Annotated in this window: 18 protein-coding genes; 8 read left to right on the forward strand and 10 right to left on the reverse strand. The window is 68.9% G+C overall.

Annotated elements, in window-relative coordinates; translation table 11 throughout:
* Positions 1-141 precede the first annotated feature (141 nt).
* Together ABD116_RS12735 and ABD116_RS12740 are read left to right on the forward strand one after the other, a co-directional pair.
* The gene (locus ABD116_RS12735) at positions 142-393 is read left to right on the forward strand and encodes a hypothetical protein (RefSeq protein WP_343968372.1); all 252 of its coding nucleotides are present in this window, start codon (positions 142-144) and stop codon (positions 391-393) included.
* A 44-nt stretch (positions 394-437) separates the two neighbouring features.
* Positions 438-1,850, forward strand: a complete 1,413-nt coding sequence (locus ABD116_RS12740; protein ID WP_343968373.1) for a serine hydrolase domain-containing protein — start codon at positions 438-440, stop codon at positions 1,848-1,850.
* On the opposite strand, the gene ABD116_RS12745 is transcribed toward ABD116_RS12740, so the two are convergent.
* Positions 1,847-2,824, reverse strand: a complete 978-nt coding sequence (locus tag ABD116_RS12745; RefSeq protein ID WP_343968374.1) for a threonine ammonia-lyase — start codon at positions 2,822-2,824, stop codon at positions 1,847-1,849. The two genes, ABD116_RS12740 and ABD116_RS12745, sit on opposite strands and share 4 nt — an antisense overlap.
* Positions 2,825-2,873: 49 nt before the next feature.
* On the opposite strand from ABD116_RS12745, the gene ABD116_RS12750 reads away from it, so the two are divergent.
* On the forward strand, positions 2,874-3,428 hold the full coding sequence (locus tag ABD116_RS12750; protein ID WP_343968376.1) for a hypothetical protein: 555 nt from the start codon (positions 2,874-2,876) through the stop codon (positions 3,426-3,428).
* Between the two features lie 287 nt (positions 3,429-3,715).
* On the opposite strand, the gene ABD116_RS41785 is transcribed toward ABD116_RS12750, so the two are convergent.
* Genes ABD116_RS41785 through ABD116_RS12760 form a run of 3 tightly spaced genes read right to left on the reverse strand, consistent with a single transcriptional unit; the run spans position 3,716 to position 5,000 of the window.
* On the reverse strand, positions 3,716-3,961 hold the full coding sequence (locus tag ABD116_RS41785; RefSeq protein ID WP_425552088.1) for a hypothetical protein: 246 nt from the start codon (positions 3,959-3,961) through the stop codon (positions 3,716-3,718).
* The gene (locus tag ABD116_RS12755; RefSeq protein ID WP_343968378.1) at positions 3,889-4,263 is read right to left on the reverse strand and encodes a cytochrome P450 family protein; all 375 of its coding nucleotides are present in this window, start codon (positions 4,261-4,263) and stop codon (positions 3,889-3,891) included. The genes ABD116_RS41785 and ABD116_RS12755 overlap by 73 nt, the downstream gene beginning before the upstream one ends.
* Positions 4,215-5,000 carry a cytochrome P450 family protein gene (locus tag ABD116_RS12760; RefSeq protein ID WP_343968381.1) on the reverse strand — a complete coding sequence of 262 codons (786 nt, stop codon included), beginning with the start codon at positions 4,998-5,000 and terminating at the stop codon, positions 4,215-4,217. The genes ABD116_RS12755 and ABD116_RS12760 overlap by 49 nt, the downstream gene beginning before the upstream one ends.
* Before the next feature lie 182 nt (positions 5,001-5,182).
* Here ABD116_RS12760 and ABD116_RS12765 point away from each other — a divergent pair, with 182 nt between their 5' ends.
* Positions 5,183-5,578 (forward strand): hypothetical protein, encoded by a 396-nt coding sequence (locus ABD116_RS12765; protein ID WP_343968383.1) that lies wholly within the window; start codon positions 5,183-5,185, stop codon positions 5,576-5,578.
* A gap of 136 nt (positions 5,579-5,714) precedes the next feature.
* Here the strand turns inward: ABD116_RS12765 and truB are convergent, their stop codons facing one another.
* The 6 genes from truB to rimP all read right to left on the reverse strand — a co-directional run bounded on the left by truB (position 5,715) and on the right by rimP (position 12,469).
* Positions 5,715-6,608: a tRNA pseudouridine(55) synthase TruB gene (gene truB, locus ABD116_RS12770; protein ID WP_343968808.1), complete on the reverse strand. Its 894-nt coding sequence runs from the start codon at positions 6,606-6,608 to the stop codon at positions 5,715-5,717.
* 70 nt (positions 6,609-6,678) lie between these two features.
* A complete protein-coding gene (gene rbfA / locus ABD116_RS12775; RefSeq protein WP_343968385.1) occupies positions 6,679-7,116 on the reverse strand; it encodes a 30S ribosome-binding factor RbfA in 438 nt (145 codons plus the stop codon).
* Positions 7,117-7,212: 96 nt separating this feature from the next.
* Entirely contained in the window at positions 7,213-10,452 is a 3,240-nt protein-coding gene (gene infB / locus ABD116_RS12780) for a translation initiation factor IF-2 (protein ID WP_343968387.1), read from the reverse strand.
* A gap of 182 nt (positions 10,453-10,634) precedes the next feature.
* On the reverse strand, positions 10,635-10,913 hold the full coding sequence (locus ABD116_RS12785; RefSeq protein ID WP_343968810.1) for a YlxR family protein: 279 nt from the start codon (positions 10,911-10,913) through the stop codon (positions 10,635-10,637).
* 42 nt (positions 10,914-10,955) lie between these two features.
* On the reverse strand, positions 10,956-11,948 hold the full coding sequence (gene nusA / locus ABD116_RS12790) for a transcription termination factor NusA (protein ID WP_343968389.1): 993 nt from the start codon (positions 11,946-11,948) through the stop codon (positions 10,956-10,958).
* The gene (gene rimP, locus ABD116_RS12795; protein ID WP_343968391.1) at positions 11,948-12,469 is read right to left on the reverse strand and encodes a ribosome maturation factor RimP; all 522 of its coding nucleotides are present in this window, start codon (positions 12,467-12,469) and stop codon (positions 11,948-11,950) included. The genes nusA and rimP overlap by 1 nt, the downstream gene beginning before the upstream one ends.
* 146 nt (positions 12,470-12,615) lie before the next feature.
* Between rimP and ABD116_RS12800 the strand changes: the two genes are divergently transcribed.
* From ABD116_RS12800 to ABD116_RS12815, 4 genes are read left to right on the forward strand one after another with little or no spacing between them, the layout of a single operon-like run.
* Positions 12,616-13,203 carry a cell division protein FtsK gene (locus tag ABD116_RS12800; protein ID WP_343968393.1) on the forward strand — a complete coding sequence of 196 codons (588 nt, stop codon included), beginning with the start codon at positions 12,616-12,618 and terminating at the stop codon, positions 13,201-13,203.
* The gene (locus ABD116_RS12805; RefSeq protein ID WP_343968397.1) at positions 13,200-13,610 is read left to right on the forward strand and encodes a ferritin-like domain-containing protein; all 411 of its coding nucleotides are present in this window, start codon (positions 13,200-13,202) and stop codon (positions 13,608-13,610) included. Before ABD116_RS12800 ends, ABD116_RS12805 begins: the two co-directional genes overlap by 4 nt.
* A 58-nt stretch (positions 13,611-13,668) precedes the next feature.
* Positions 13,669-14,334, forward strand: coding sequence for a lysoplasmalogenase (locus ABD116_RS12810; protein WP_343968399.1), 666 nt, complete (start codon positions 13,669-13,671; stop codon positions 14,332-14,334).
* Positions 14,285-14,668: a YchJ family protein gene (locus ABD116_RS12815; RefSeq protein ID WP_343968401.1), complete on the forward strand. Its 384-nt coding sequence runs from the start codon at positions 14,285-14,287 to the stop codon at positions 14,666-14,668. Before ABD116_RS12810 ends, ABD116_RS12815 begins: the two co-directional genes overlap by 50 nt.
* Positions 14,669-14,679: the final 11 nt, after the last annotated feature.

Genomic DNA, 14,679 nt, shown 5'->3' on the forward strand with positions numbered 1-14,679 from the left:
GTTGCCGGCGTCAACCGCGAGGGCAGTCGGGTACCTGGCCAAAAGTACGACGCCCGTCGCGTGGGTTCGTCCGCGCGGTCGAGGCTCAGGGCCGACCGCGCGCCCTAGCTTCGAAGTACCGACTCCGAAAGGAACCGAACCATGAACGACAAGCCCGTATGGCCCGCCGACGAACCCTGGTGGCAGTTCACCCCGCGGAACCTCGCCACCGGCTATCTGACCCTCGGCGCCGCCGCCCTGCTCCTCATCTGGAGCGGCACCGAACTACTCAGCGGCACCCCCGACCGCAACCAGACCATCCTCTTCGTCATCATCGCCGTCTGCGGAGTGGCCTTGCTCTTCCAATCCACCCAAGGCCTGAAGAAGCTGCTCCGCCGGCGGAACACCCGCTGATATTTCCGGTGACGCGGGGCCGGCCGAGTTGTTAGCGTGCCCGGATGCCTCTACTGCCCCGATCGACGCCGGCCGCCTCAGGAATGTCGTCCCGGGCGGTCGGCGCGCTGCTGGACCAGCTCGAAGCGCGATCGGTCGAATGCCACTCGCTCATGGTCGTGCACCGCGGCCACATCGTCGCGGAGGGTTGGTGGGCGCCGTACTCCGCGGAGCGCGTGCACCTGCTCTACTCGCTGACCAAGTCATTCACGTCGGTGGCCGTCGGACTCGCGATCACCGACGGGCTGCTGTCGCTCGACGATCTGGTGGTGGACGTGCTGCCTGACCACGTACCGGCCGACGTCTCCGAGCAGGGACGCCGCATCACGGTCCATCATCTGCTGTCCATGACGGCGGGACACGACCCGGACAGTCTCGACGAGGCCTGGCGGCTGGAGCCTGGCGATCTGACGAAGGGCTTCCTGCGCGTTCCCTTCGCCAACGCTGAGGGGACGCGCCACACCTACGACAACTCGACCACCTACATCCTGGCTCGGATGGTCGAGCGGGTCACGGGCCGTGGCCTGCCGGAGTTTCTCGACGAGCGGGTGTTCCAGCCGATGGGGATCGAGGGCGCCGAGTGGGACCGGGTGGCGAGCGGTGCCGCCTTCGGATTCCACGGACTGCATCTCACGACCGAGGCCATCGCCGCGTTTGGCGAACTGCTGCTCCGCGGCGGGGTCTGGCGCGATCAGCAGCTCGTACCGCGCGAGTGGCTGGAGCTGGCGACGAGGGCTCACATCGAGACACTGCCGCTGCCGAACTGGTCGCCGAACCCCGACTTCCAGCGCGGGTACGGCTACCAGTTCTGGATCTCACGCCACGGGTACCACGGGCACGGCTCCTACGGTCAGTACTGCGTGGTCGTACCGTCCCACGAGCTCGTCATCGTCCTCACCGGCGCCGTCGACCCGACAAACGTCGTCCCCGGCCTCTTCTGGGACTACCTCCTGCCTGCCCTGGGCAACCCGGACAGCCCTCAAGACGACGAACTGCTCGCCGATCGCCTGCGAGGGCTGTCCGTCACGCCCGTACCGGGCTCAGCGCACCCGTCTAGCTCGACCCGGGCCACGATCGACGCCTCCGCCGAAAACTCAGCCCTGCCCGACGGAACCGCAGTAGCCATCGAGCCGGTCACCGGTGGCTGGCTCCTACAACTCGGCCCATCCCTCAAGCTCGCAGTAGGCCACAGCGAATGGCGCGAGAGCTCTCCCCTCGGCCGCCCTGTCGTCGCAACCGGCGCCTGGCAGGGCGACACCTTCATCGCCGACCTGTACGTCATCACCACGCCGCACCGCGTCCGGCTGGAGGTCAACGCGTCTAGAGCAGTGGCGACCTGGAGCACCGTGCCCCTGACGACCTCCAATCTCGAGCTACACCTGCGCTCACCCCTGATGACCCGCCCCGACGTCGCCTAGGCGGTCCAGCGCTTGAAGTCCGCTGGAGTCACGTTGCTTCCGCAAAGGATGGTGGCGACGGTCTTACCGGCGTACCGGCCGTCGCTCTCCAGAATCGAGGCAACTCCCAGCGCCGCAGCCGGTTCGACCACCAACCCCGCATGCGTATGAATGAGCCGCATCGCCTCCACGATCCCGGCCTCCGTCACCAGGACCGCGTCATCCGCGACCTCGGCCAGATCCTCGAGTACCTCCGGAATCACCGACCGCCCCGCGACACCGTCCGCGATCGTGTCCGGCGCACCGACCTCAACCGCCCGCCCGGCCCGCAAGGCCAACGTCATCGCCGGCGCCCGCTCCGGCTGAACACAAATCACCTCAGTCCCCCTGGACAAGCTCTTCACCGCGAACCCCACCCCCGAAGCCATCGCACCAGCCCCCAGCGAGATCAGCACCGCGTCAAGCCCGAGCCCCGACTCCGACAGCTCGACCCCGATCGTCGCCGCCCCTTCGCAAGTACCGATGTCCTTGCTGTCCTCAACCAAGTACGCCCCCGTCTCAGCCGCGAACCGCTCAGCAGCCTCCAGCGCCGCCTCGATCTCCCCCTCCACCAGAACCACGTCAGCCCCGAGCGCCTTCATCCGCTCAACCTTCACCGGATTGGCAGCCGCCGAAGCAAAGACCGTCGCCGCCATTCCCCGCCGCCGCCCGCTGTACGCCAACGCCTGCCCAAGATTCCCCGCGCTCGCGCAAACCACCGCACCGGCTCCCGGCAGCCTACTCAGAACGGTCTCCGTCCCGCGTCCCTTGAAAGACCGCACCGGATTCGCCGTCTCCACCTTCAAAACCACCCGACACCCCAACACCTCCCCCAAGGCCCCGCACTCATACTGCGGCGTCCCCCGGAACACCGGATCGATCTGCCCGCGAGCATCGAGAATCCGCGCCAGCTCCAACCGCACCGCAACCTCCCCATCGCCGCCCCGGCCAAGCACCCCACGCTAGCTCTTGTCCAGCGACAGGAGCGGGTCCACACTGCGACTGATGTCGTCCGAGTTGATGCGTGCCGTGGTGACCGGGGTTCTTGCGTTGCTGACCGCCGGGGTGATCGCGCTCGTCAACAGCTGGATCTCCACTCGCGCGGGGATCGACGAGAACCTTCGCGATCAACGGCTCGCGGCCTACCCAGAACTGTGGAAGGCAACCGGCGCCGTCCCACGCTGGCCGCGCACCGAGCCGACGCGCGACCAACTCGAGCAGCTCCACGAGTCGTACCGCACCTGGTACTACTCGAAGGGCGGCCTCTTCATGTCGGAGTCGGCCCGAGCCCGGTACGGCGATGTCCAGGAACTCCTCGACGCCGTACTCCAGCATAAGTCCCCCGACACCTCCGGCCCACTGACCGCCACCGCCTACACCGACCTCATGCTGACCACCAGCGCCCTACGCACAGCCATGACCCAAGACCTCGACACCCGCCGCCGCCGCTCACTACTCCAGCGCTGGCAACGCACCCGCTGGCACCGCAAGGCCGCCGCAGACGCCCAACTCCGAATCAAACAAACCGCCGCATCTCCCTCCCCGTTCAAGCCTCGCTAGCTGACGCTCCTGCTCAGCGGTGGCGGGCGGCGCCGCTCAGCGGTGAGCCGGTGGGGTGGCGCCCCTGTCATCGGGGCCGCCGGGCCTCTTCAGCGGTGGGCCGACGGCGCTGCTCATCGGTGGGCCAGCCAGCCCTCTTCAGCAGCGGGTGGGCGGCGTCGCTCAGCGGTGAGCCGGTGGGGTGGCGCCCCTGTCATCGGGGCCGCCGGGCCTCTTCAGCGGTGGGCCGGCGGCGCTGCTCATCGGTGGGCCAGCCGGCCTCTTCAGCGGCGGGTGGGCGGCGTCGCTCAGCGGTGAGCTGGTGGGGTGGCGGCTCGGCGTACCGGGGTGCCGGTGCGGACCGGGAGGTGGATGGGGCCGCGGATGGTGTTGGAGTTGCGGCGGCGGGTGGGGCCGGTGCGCTGGAGGGTGGGGGCTCGTTCGGCGAGGGTTTGGAGGGCGATGGTGGCTTCTAGCTGGGCTAACGGCTGGCCGACGCAGTAGTGGATGCCGCTGGAGAAGGCCAGGTGGTCGGCGGTGTGCTCTCGGGTGATGTCGAAGGTGTTGGGGTCGGTGAATGCCTCGGGGTCCCGGTTGGCCGCGCCGACAGGGTGACGACGAACTGCCCTTCGTGGACAGGCTTTCCGGCCAACTCCAACGGCTGCAGAGCGAAACGGCCGGTACGTTGCACAGGCGGGTCGAATCGAAGCGTCTCCTCAACGGCCTTCGCCGCCATCGTCGCCGGATCAGCGCACAGTGCATCCCACTGGTCAGGATGATCAAGCAGCGCATTGACCGCGTTCCCAATCAGATTGACCGTCGTCTCGAACCCCGCGACCAGCAGCAGAATGCACATCGGCAACATCTCCGCCGGCCGAATCTGCTCACCTTCCGCCGCCACCAGCCGAGAAATGATGTCGTCGGCCGGCTCCGTCGACGCAGCGCGAACAACTCCGTGAACAACGCCCCCAACTCAGCATCCGCCTTCTGCAACCGAGCCGCATGCGACAACGACTGCACCCCATCGAGCGCACCACCGATGACAGTCCCGTACCGAGCGAAGTTCTCCGCATCCGCCTCCGGGATCCCGAGCAGATTGGTGATCACCGCAATCGGCAACGGCGCAGCCAACCCACTGACCAAGTCGAAGCTCGAGCCGGCCTGGTCCAGCAACTCGTCGACCGTCGCCTCGATCTGCGGCCGATAACCAGCCATCTGCTTAGGACTGAACGCCGGCTGAGCCAGCCGCCGCAAGCGAGTGTGATCAGGCGGATTCATATCGAGGAACGACAGGTCGACCTCGTCAGTGGGCGTATCACCGACCGTGGCCCCGGCCGGCCGCACCCCGAACCGCCGATCCCGAAGTACCAGATCGCAGACGGTATGACTCGTCGTGACCCAGTTCCCCAACCGCGTAGGAACCAACGGCCCCTCTAGGCGGATCCGCTCGTAGATCCGATACGGATCATCCCGCCCCGGCCTGAGCTGCAACAACGCCATCGGATCATTCCGGGCATACCCGACCCAGGCAACGCTCAACCGCTGCCGGTAAAGGCTCGCGGCGAACGACAGCGTCTGACCGACCTGAGCCATTGCAGTCCCTCCGGGCTGGGGAAGTTTGCGCGGGGCGATGATGCTCCAGATTATCCGGGCGAGGTCCGGTCCGTTGTCGTCGACGAACAGGCCAGTACCGGGGCCGTATCAACCGGGCTGCCCTTCTGCCCGATCGGGTAGAAGTCCGCCTTCCCAGGCTGGAATCCGCCTAGCCTTCACGGATGAAGGCGCGGATGGCGGGTGGGGCGTTGGTGCTTGCGTGGACTGGGTTTGTCGTCCACAACTTCGCCGACCTGCCGGGCCAGACCTTCGTCAGCCCCGAGACGCTGCTGCCGTCGCTCGGCTTCGTGGGGATAGCAGTCCTCTGGCTGACGGGTGCGCACCGAGCGGCAGTCTGGGCGGCGCTGGTGTGGGGCGGCCTACACCTGGTCGGTGGCGCATTTCTGAGCGTTCTCCCCCTGCCGATCCTCCCGTTCGACCCAGAGCAGTCGCTACGCCACTACCTCTTCCACGTCCTGTACGGCGTCACCCAGCTCCCGCTACTGCTCGTCGCGTGGCGAAGTCGCCGCACCGACGGCCTCCCCGATCGCCCAGGCGTACTCAACGACAGGACGTAGTCGACGCCATCTAGTGCACCTTGAGCGCAAATGCCGATCCTGCGTACAGCGTCTCGGGGTGCACTACCTGTCGCTAGGTACGCAAACCACCGCACCCCGCTCAACGCTGCGCCCCGCGACGCGTGGGGAGGAAGTACTAGCTGACGAAGACGGCGGTGGGTTTGGCCAGGGGGCCGTGGGGTTCGTACAGGGCCAGGAAGGTGCCGTCCGGGTCGAACATGGCGGTTTGCACGCCGGCTGTCAGCTTCAGACCCGGCAGCGGGCGGCCGGTGCGGATGGCTGCGGCCTGTTCGGCGTCGGCGTCGAAGCGGGGGAAGGTGTCGGCGGCTACCTCGGCGATGGGGAGCATGGTGAAGGACTCGCCCAGGTCTTCCAGGGTGTGCGCGGAGGACATGTCGAAGGCGCCTACGCGGGTACGCCGAAGCGCGGTGAGGTGGCCGCCCACGTTGAGGTCGGCGCCCAGGTCGCGGGCGAGAGCCCGGATGTAGGTGCCGCTGGAGCAGTCGACCGAGATGTCGACTTCGATGCCCCCAGCAACAGTTCGGATGTCGAGTACGTCGTACCGGCTGATCGTCACCGACCGGGCCTTCAACTCGACCTCTTCGCCGGCCCGCACGCGTTCGTACGCGCGCTTGCCGTCGACCTTGATCGCCGACACCTTTGACGGGATCTGCGAGATCGGCCCGCGGTAGGCCTCCACCGCCGCCTCGATCGCCGAAGCAGTCACCGAAGCCAACGCCTCAGGAGACGCAGTGACGGTGATCTCGCCGTCGGCGTCGTCCGTGGAGGACGTGGCGCCGAGCAGGATCGTCGCGTCGTACGACTTGTCGGCCAGCTGCAGATGCCCCAGCAATCGAGTCGCCCGGTTCAGCCCGACCACCAGTACGCCGGTAGCCATCGGATCCAGCGTCCCCGCGTGACCCACCTTCCGGGTCCCCGCCAGCCGCCGCACCCGGGCGACCACCGTATGCGAGGTCACCCCCGCCGGCTTGTCGACGATGACGATGCCATCCGCAACAGACGTGTCCAAAGCAGTGGTACTCGACGCAGCGGACGCGCCTGCGTCCTCCGGAGGGGAGGAGGCAGGCGCGTCCACGGCGTCACTCGTCGTCGGAGTCATCGTCCTCGCGGCGCTTGTAGGGGTCGGCGTCGCCGGCCGGCTTGGCGCCGGCGGCAGCCTTCGCCACCTCGGCGTCGGCCTGGCGGGCCTTCGCCAGCAACTCCTCGATCTGACCAGCGGTCTCCGGTACGGCGTCCAGGTAGAACGCCAGGCTCGGAGCCCGTCGCAGGCCGAGTGCCTTGCCGACCTCGCTGCGGATCAGCCCGCGGGCCGACTCGAGCGCCGCCGCGGTGGACACGCGGTCCTGCTCGCCGCCGTACACCGTGTAGAAGACGCTCGCCTCGCCCAGATCGGCGGTCAGCTTCGCGTCCGTCACCGTGACGAAGCCGAGTCGCGGGTCCTTGACCCGGCGCTCCAGCAGCTCCGCGACCAGGACCTGGATCCGGTCGGCCAACTGCTTCGCCCTTGCTTCACCCATCAGGGCTCACTCCCTCTGTGTCCACGTCATACGTAACGTCCGGAGCGACGGGAGAACAAACCGTCACTCCGGACGTTACTAGGGCAGTACTGCGTACTAGCTGCGGGCCTTCTCGCGCAGCTCGAACGCCTCGACGACATCGCCGATCCGGATGTCGTTGTAGTTCTGCACGGTCAGACCACACTCGAAGCCCTCGCGGACCTCGGAGGCGTCGTCCTTGAACCGCTTGAGCGACGACAGCTCGCCGTTCTCGACGACCACCGCGCCATCGCGGATCAACCGGATCTTCGCGTTCCGCTTGATCACGCCGTTGGTGACCCAGCAACCCGCGATGTTTCCGACCTTCGACGACTTGAAGATCTCCCGGATCTCCGCCTGACCCAGAGTGACTTCCTCGTAGATCGGCTTCAGCATGCCCTTCAGGGCCGCCTCGATGTCGTCGATCGCGGCGTAGATGACCGAGTAGAACCGGATGTCCACGCCTTCACGCTCGGCCAGATCCCCGGCCTTGCCGGCCGGCCGCACGTTGAAGCCGATGATGACGGCGTCGGACGCGATGGCCAGGTTGACGTCGTTCTCGTTGATCGCACCGACACCACGGTCGATGACGCGGAGCGAGACCTCGTCGCTGACCTCGATCCGGACCAGCGCGTCTTCCAGCGCCTCGACCGAACCAGAGCCGTCGCCCTTGAGGATGAGCAGCAGTTCCTGCGTCTGCCCCTTCTCCATCGAGGCCATGAAGTCCTCGAGGGTACGACGTGCGCGCCGCTTGGCGTTGGCCGCCGCACGAGCCCGGGCTTCCCGCTTCTCGGCGATCTGCCGGGCCATCCGGTCGTCCTCCACCACGAGGAACTTGTCACCCGCGCCGGGCACGGCGGTCAGACCGAGGACGAGCACCGGCCGCGACGGCAGGGCCTCCTCGACCGAGTTGCCGTGCTCGTCGAGCATCGCCCGGACCCGGCCGTACGCCGGACCCGCGACCATCGAGTCGCCGACCCGCAGCGTTCCGCGCTGGACCAGCACGGTCGCGACCGGTCCACGGCCCTTGTCCAGGTGCGCCTCGATCGCGAGACCCTGGGCCGGCATGTCCGGGTTGGCCCGGAGATCCAGCGCAGCGTCGGCGGTCAGGACGACGCCCTCGAGCAGGCCGTCGATGTTGATCCGCGACTTCGCCGAGACGTCGACGAACATGGTGTCGCCGCCGTACTCCTCGGGAACCAGCCCGTACTCCGTGAGCTGACCGCGGACCTTGACCGGGTCGGCCGCCGGGACGTCGATCTTGTTGACCGCGACCACGATCGGCACACCGGCCGCGCGGGCGTGGTTCAGCGCCTCGATCGTCTGCGGCATCACGCCGTCGTCGGCCGCGACCACCAGGATGACGATGTCGGTGGCCTGCGCACCACGAGCACGCATGGCGGTGAACGCCTCGTGACCCGGGGTGTCGACGAAGGTGATGGCGCGTTCCTTGCCGTCCACCTCGGTCGTCACCTGGTACGCGCCGATGTGCTGGGTGATGCCACCGGCCTCGCCGGCCACGACGTTCGCGTGCCGGATCGCGTCCAGCAGCTTCGTCTTACCGTGGTCGACGTGACCCATGACGGTGACCACCGGCGGACGGGCCGCCAGGTTGGTGTCGTCGCCCTCGTCGGAGCCGAAGTCGATGTCGAACGACTCCAGCAGCTCGCGGTCCTCGTCTTCCGGCGAGACGACCTGAACGTCGTAGTTCAGCTCGGTGCCGAGCAGCTCGAGGGTCTCCTCGTTGACCGACTGGGTCGCGGTCACCATCTCGCCCAGGGCGAACAGCACCTGGACCAGCGATGCCGGGTCGACGCCGACCTTCTCGGCGAAGTCCGTCAGCGAGGAGCCACGGGCCAGGCGAACGACCTCGCCGTCGCCGTGCTTGACGCGCACGCCGCCGACGGCCGGAGCCTGCATGTTGTCGAATTCCTGGCGCTTGGCGCGCTTGGACTTGCGACCACGACGGGCCGGACCACCCGGACGACCGAAGGCGCCCTGTGTTCCGCCACGGCCACGGTTACCCGGACCGGGACGACCGCCACCGCCACCACCGGGGGGACCGCTGGGGCCACCACCCGGACGGAAGCCGCCGCCACCGCCGCCACCGGGACGCGCGCCGGCACCGGCACCGGGACCACCGGAACCGCCGCCGGGACGGCCACGGCCGCCACCGCCACCAGGACCACCCGAACCGCCGCCGGGACCCGACGGACGGCCGGTGAAGGTACCGGCTGAGGACTTCGGCATCATCGCCGGGTTCGGACGCGGTGCGCCCGGTACGCCACCCGAGGGACGCGGACGGTCGGAACCGCCCGTACGGGCCTGCGGCGGCCGCGGCGGCATACCCGCCGGGCTACCACCCTGGGCCGGGGCCGCCGGAGCGCCACCCGGACCCGGACGCGCGCCACCGCGCTGCATGCCCTGGGTCGAGCTGAAGGGGTTGTTGCCCGGACGCGGTGCGCCCGGACGGCCACCACGGTCGCCACCGGGAGCTCCCGGACGCGGAGCGCCACCCGGACGGGGGGCACCACCGGGACGCGGAGCGGCACCCGGACGCGGAGCGTTGCCGCCCGGACCGGCCGGACGCGGCGCGGGACGGTCACCTGTCGGGCGCGGTGCTGCCGGACCGGGACGCTGACCGGCCGGAGCCGACGGCGCCGCGGAGGCGGCCGGAGCCTGTACCTCCGGTGCGGCCGGGGTCTCCACCGGAGCAGCAGGGGCAGCCGGCGCCGGAGCAGCCGGAGCCTCGGCAGCCTTCGCCGCCGGAGCCTCGAATGCCGGAGCAGCCGGGCTCTCCTGGCGCGGACCAGGCTTGGGGCCAGGCCGCGGACCCGGACGGGCCGGGGACGGCGCGGAGCCAGCCGGACGGGCCGGAGCCGGTGCCGGTACCGACGTGCTGGTCTCAGCGCTGGCCGGAGCCGGGCTCGAGGCGGCCGGGGTGGCCGACTCGGTGACCTCTGCGCCGGACGTGGCAGTGCTCGCGGCGGTCTCGACCACCGTGGGCTCAGCCTTGACCGGAGCGGCCGGGGCCGGGGCAGCCGGTGCGCTGCTCTCAGCGCTCGGCGCCTGCGGCGCTGCCGGGGTGACCGGAGCGGTCGCCTGCGGCGCTGCTGAGGTGCTGGCGGCGGCCTTCTTGGCCGCGCGCTTCTTCGGCGGGTTCTTCTCGAACTCCTCCGCCAACCGTCGGACGACGGGTGCCTCGATCGTCGAGGACGCCGATCGGACGAACTCTCCCATGTCGTTCAGCCTGGTCAGGACGACCTTGCTGGTAACTCCGAGCTCTTTCGCGAGCTCGTAGACTCGGACCTTTGCCACTACTCTCCCTCTGGTCCGAGCCTTGGGGGCGCGGACCGTTAGTTGACGTACATGCTCATCGCATTGCACTCATCGTTCGACACTCATCGAGTGGTCATGAGTCGATGACCCGCCTTCATGTCTTCACGGCCTGGTAGGCCATGGGCGGCCGGGCGGCCGCTCGCTTTGCTGCAACTCATTGCTTACCGCTCCACCTGTGCCCTCACAAGCGAAATATCAAGCGGACCCTGGACCTTGAAGGCCCGTGGGAACGCCTTTCGCCGCTCGGCCAGGTCGAGACACTCGGTCACCGGGTGCAGATGCGCCCCGCGGCCGGGTGCCCGATGCGCGGGATCCGGGAGGACACGTCCTCCGGAAACCGTCATCCGCAGCAGATCAGCCGGACTGTCCCGCTTCCGACACCCGATGCAGGTACGTTCCTGAACCTTCTCAGGGCGCGCGTCTGCAGTGTGAATCTTCAGTTCCTCAGGGTGTGGTGACGACTCAGTCGACCGACCGAGAGATCAGTCTACCTTCTCGTTCTCACGAGTCACATCCGTATCCGGCCGGATGTCGATCCGCCAGCCCGTGAGCCGGGCCGCCAGGCGGGCATTCTGCCCCTCTTTGCCGATCGCCAGCGAGAGCTGATAGTCCGGTACGACGACCCGCGCGGCGCGTGCCGCGGCGTCCACCACCTCTACCGACGAAACCTGTGCCGGCGACAGCGCATTCCCGACGAACGTCGCCGGGTCGTCGCTGTGATCGATGATGTCGATCTTCTCGCCGTGCAACTCGTGCATGATGTTGCGCACCCGCTGGCCCATCGGGCCGATGCAGGCGCCCTTGCCGTTCACCGACGGGTTCAGCGTCCGGACGGCGATCTTGGTCCGGTGCCCGGCCTCGCGCGCGATCGCGGTGATCTCGACGGTGCCGTCGGCGATCTCCGGCACCTCGAGCGCGAACAGCTTCTTGACCAGGTTCGGGTGCGTCCGGGAGACGGTGATCTGCGGGCCCTTGAAGCCCTTGCGGACGCCGACCACGTAGACCCGCAGCCGGGAGCCGTGCTCGTACTTCTCCCCCGGCACCTGCTCCGGCGCGGGCAGTACGGCCTCGATCTTGCCCAGGTCGATCATCACCGAGCGCGGGTCGCGGCCCTGCTGGACGATGCCCGACAGGATGTCGCCCTCCTTGCCCGCGAACTCGCCGTACCGGACCTCGTCCTCGGCGTCGCGCAGCCGCTGCAGGATGACCTGCTTGGCCGTGGTGGCCGCGATCCGGCCGAAGTCGGCCGGCGTGTCGTCGAACTCGCGGGCGACCGTGCCGTCCTCGGCGAGCTCCTTGGCCAGCACGGTGACGTGCCCGCTCTTGCGGTCCAGCTCGACCCGGGCCTGCGCCTGCGCGCCCTCGGTCCGGTGGTACGCCACCAGCAGCGCCTGCTCGATCGCCTCGACCACGATGTCGAACGCGATGTCCTTCTCACGTTCCAGGGACCGCAGGACGGCCATGTCGATATCCATCAGTTCTCCTCTACCACGCCGTCAGCGGCGGATTCTGCTTCGTCGTTGCCGGCTGGCCGGTTGAACTCGATCTGGATCTTGGCCTTGGTGAGGTCGCCGTAGGCGATCGTCCGCGGCCGGCCCTTGACGTCCAGTACGGCCGCCTCGTCGGTGGCCGAGGTGATCCGGCAGGTCACCTTGCCGCCGGCCACCAGGGTGACCTCGACCAGGCGGGAGACGTTGCGCCGCCAGTGCCGCGGCAGCGTGAGCGGCCGGTCGACGCCGGGGCTGGACACCTCGAGCGTGTACGCGCCGTCGCCCATCACCTCGTCGGCGTCGAGCGCCTTCGAGATGGCCCGGGTGACGTCGGCGACATCGTCCAGGTTGATCCCGCCGTCGCGGTCGACCAGCACCCGCAGGAGCCGGCGCTTGCCGATCGGCGTGACTTCGGCAGCCTCCAGGTCGCAGCCGAACTGGGCGACGAGCGGCCGCAGGAAGTTTTCGAGGCTCTCGGGGTCCGTGTGGTCAGTCCTTCGGCTCACAGGTAGACCTGCCTCTCTCTCCAGTTGTGACGCCGCGTTCTGCAGCGCCGTGCGCCCCGGCGATCCGACCGAGGGCAGTAGCCCACCATATCCGGCCCACCGAAGTGGCCGAGCACGTACCTCCGTTCGGGATAGGGTTTCGGCCTATGCCGAACGATCCTGAGCCCCTCACTCGCTGGTCGGCAGCGCTGGTCTCCCGCCGGGCCACGCTGCGGACGGTTGCCCTGTCAGCCGGTACTACGGCCCTGCTCGCAGGGTGCAAGGACGACCCAGGTGGCGGGCCGGCGGCCGGCGGCGACTCCAAGAGCACCAAGGGCCCGGACGGCAAGCCGGAGCCGAGCACCGACCCCGCAGTGGTCGCCGCCATGTCAGCGGCGGCCGGGCAGGTGGCCCAAGTAGCCCAGCGGCTCACAGCGGCCAGCAAGCTCTACCCTGCGCTGCGCACCCAGCTGACCACCGCAGCGAAGTACCACGCTCAGCATCTGGCGAAGCTCAACGAGGTGTCGGGGGCCGGTCCGGCCACTGCTCCCCCACTGCCCGCCCTTCCGAAGGGGTCCGAGGCCGCGATGGCCGACCTGGCCACGAGGGAGCAGAAGCTGTCCGTCGCCCACGCGATCGCCGCGGCGAAGCTGTCCGGGCCTAACGCCCGCCTGCTGGCCATGGTTGCCGCCGCCGAGAGCCAGCTGGCGAACTCCCTGACTGTCACCGCCAAGAAGAAGCAGGCCGCCCGGTGAGCCAAGTTGATGCCCTCCAGTCGGCGCTGGCCGGCGAGCACGCTGCCCTGTACGGCGTGGGCGTGGCCGGCGGCAAGCTGAACGGGGCCAAGTTCCGGGCCGCGGACGAGCTGTACGAGCAGCACCGCCGGCAGCGTGACAAGCTCGCCGCCCTCCTCACGGCAGCTGGCGAGACGCCGGTTGCCGCGGAACCGGCGTACGACCTGCCCCTGGCCGTGTCGACCCCGCAGACGGCGAGCAGCCTGATCCTGCTGATCGAGCGGCGGCTGGCGGCCGTGTACGCCGACCTGGTCGAGGGTGCCGAGCAGGACCAGGTCCGGGCGCTGGCGATCCAGACGCTGATCACCACGGCGACGACCCAGCTCAACTGGGGTGGCGCACCGGTCGCCTTCCCGGGCGCCGTCTGAGCCGTCTCGTCACCAAGGGTTAGCCCGTACGACACCGGCGTACGGGAGACTCCGGCGCATGAAGCTGGGACAGCTGGCGAGCGGGCGGCGGCGGTTGGCGGCGTACTGGGGTGCTGCGGCGATCCATGTCGCGGCAGTTGCCGTCGACATCAAACTGCTGAAGCAGACGAGCAAGGTGACGCTGATGCCCTTGCTGCTGTCCTGGACGCGTACGCAGGAGGACATCCCACCGCTGATCCAGGCAGCACTGCTCGCGTCGGCAGCCGGCGACCTGCTGCTGGAGACCGAGCTGCAACTGGCCGGGATGGCCGCCTTCGCCGCAGCGCATGCCTGCTACCTCGCCGTGTACCTGACCAAGCCCGGCGAGAAGTCGTGGCGGGTGCTGGCGGCGTACGGCGCGTTGTGGGCAGCCCTGATCGCCCTGCTCTCCAAGGACCTCGGCTCGCAACGGGTCCCTGTTGCGGCCTACGCATTGTTGCTCACAGCAACCGCTGTCGCCTCGGGCTGGCACGACAAGCGCAGCGGCCTCGGCGGGGCGCTGTTCCTCGTCTCCGACGCGCTGATCGCGATGCGGATGGCCGGTCGCGACTTCCCCGGACGCGGCGCGCTGGTGATGTCCACTTACGCCACTGGCCAGTACCTGCTCGCTTCTGGTGCCAAGGCACAATCGGGGGATGGCCAAACGAACGCCCTGCCCCTGCGGCCTCGACGCCGCCTACGCTGACTGCTGCGGCAGCATCCACGAGGGCCGGACCCAGGCCACTACCGCCGAGCGACTCATGCGCTCGCGCTACTCCGCCTTCGCAGTACGAGACGCCGGCTACCTCCTCCGCAGCTGGCGCTCCACCACCCGCCCGCGCGAACTCCACCTCGAAGACGACATCGAGTGGACCGGCCTGGAAATCCTGAACACCACCGACGGCACCCCCTTCCACACCGAAGGCACCGTCGAGTTCCGCGCGAACTACCTCGCCGCCGGCGAACCCGGCGACCAGACCGAGAACAGCCACTTCCTCCGCGAGAACGGGCTGTGGGTGTACGACGGCCCGGTCAGCTGATCAAAGCGGTC

The sequence above is a fragment of the Kribbella koreensis genome (assembly GCF_039525325.1).
GTDB classification, from domain to species: domain Bacteria; phylum Actinomycetota; class Actinomycetes; order Propionibacteriales; family Kribbellaceae; genus Kribbella; species Kribbella koreensis.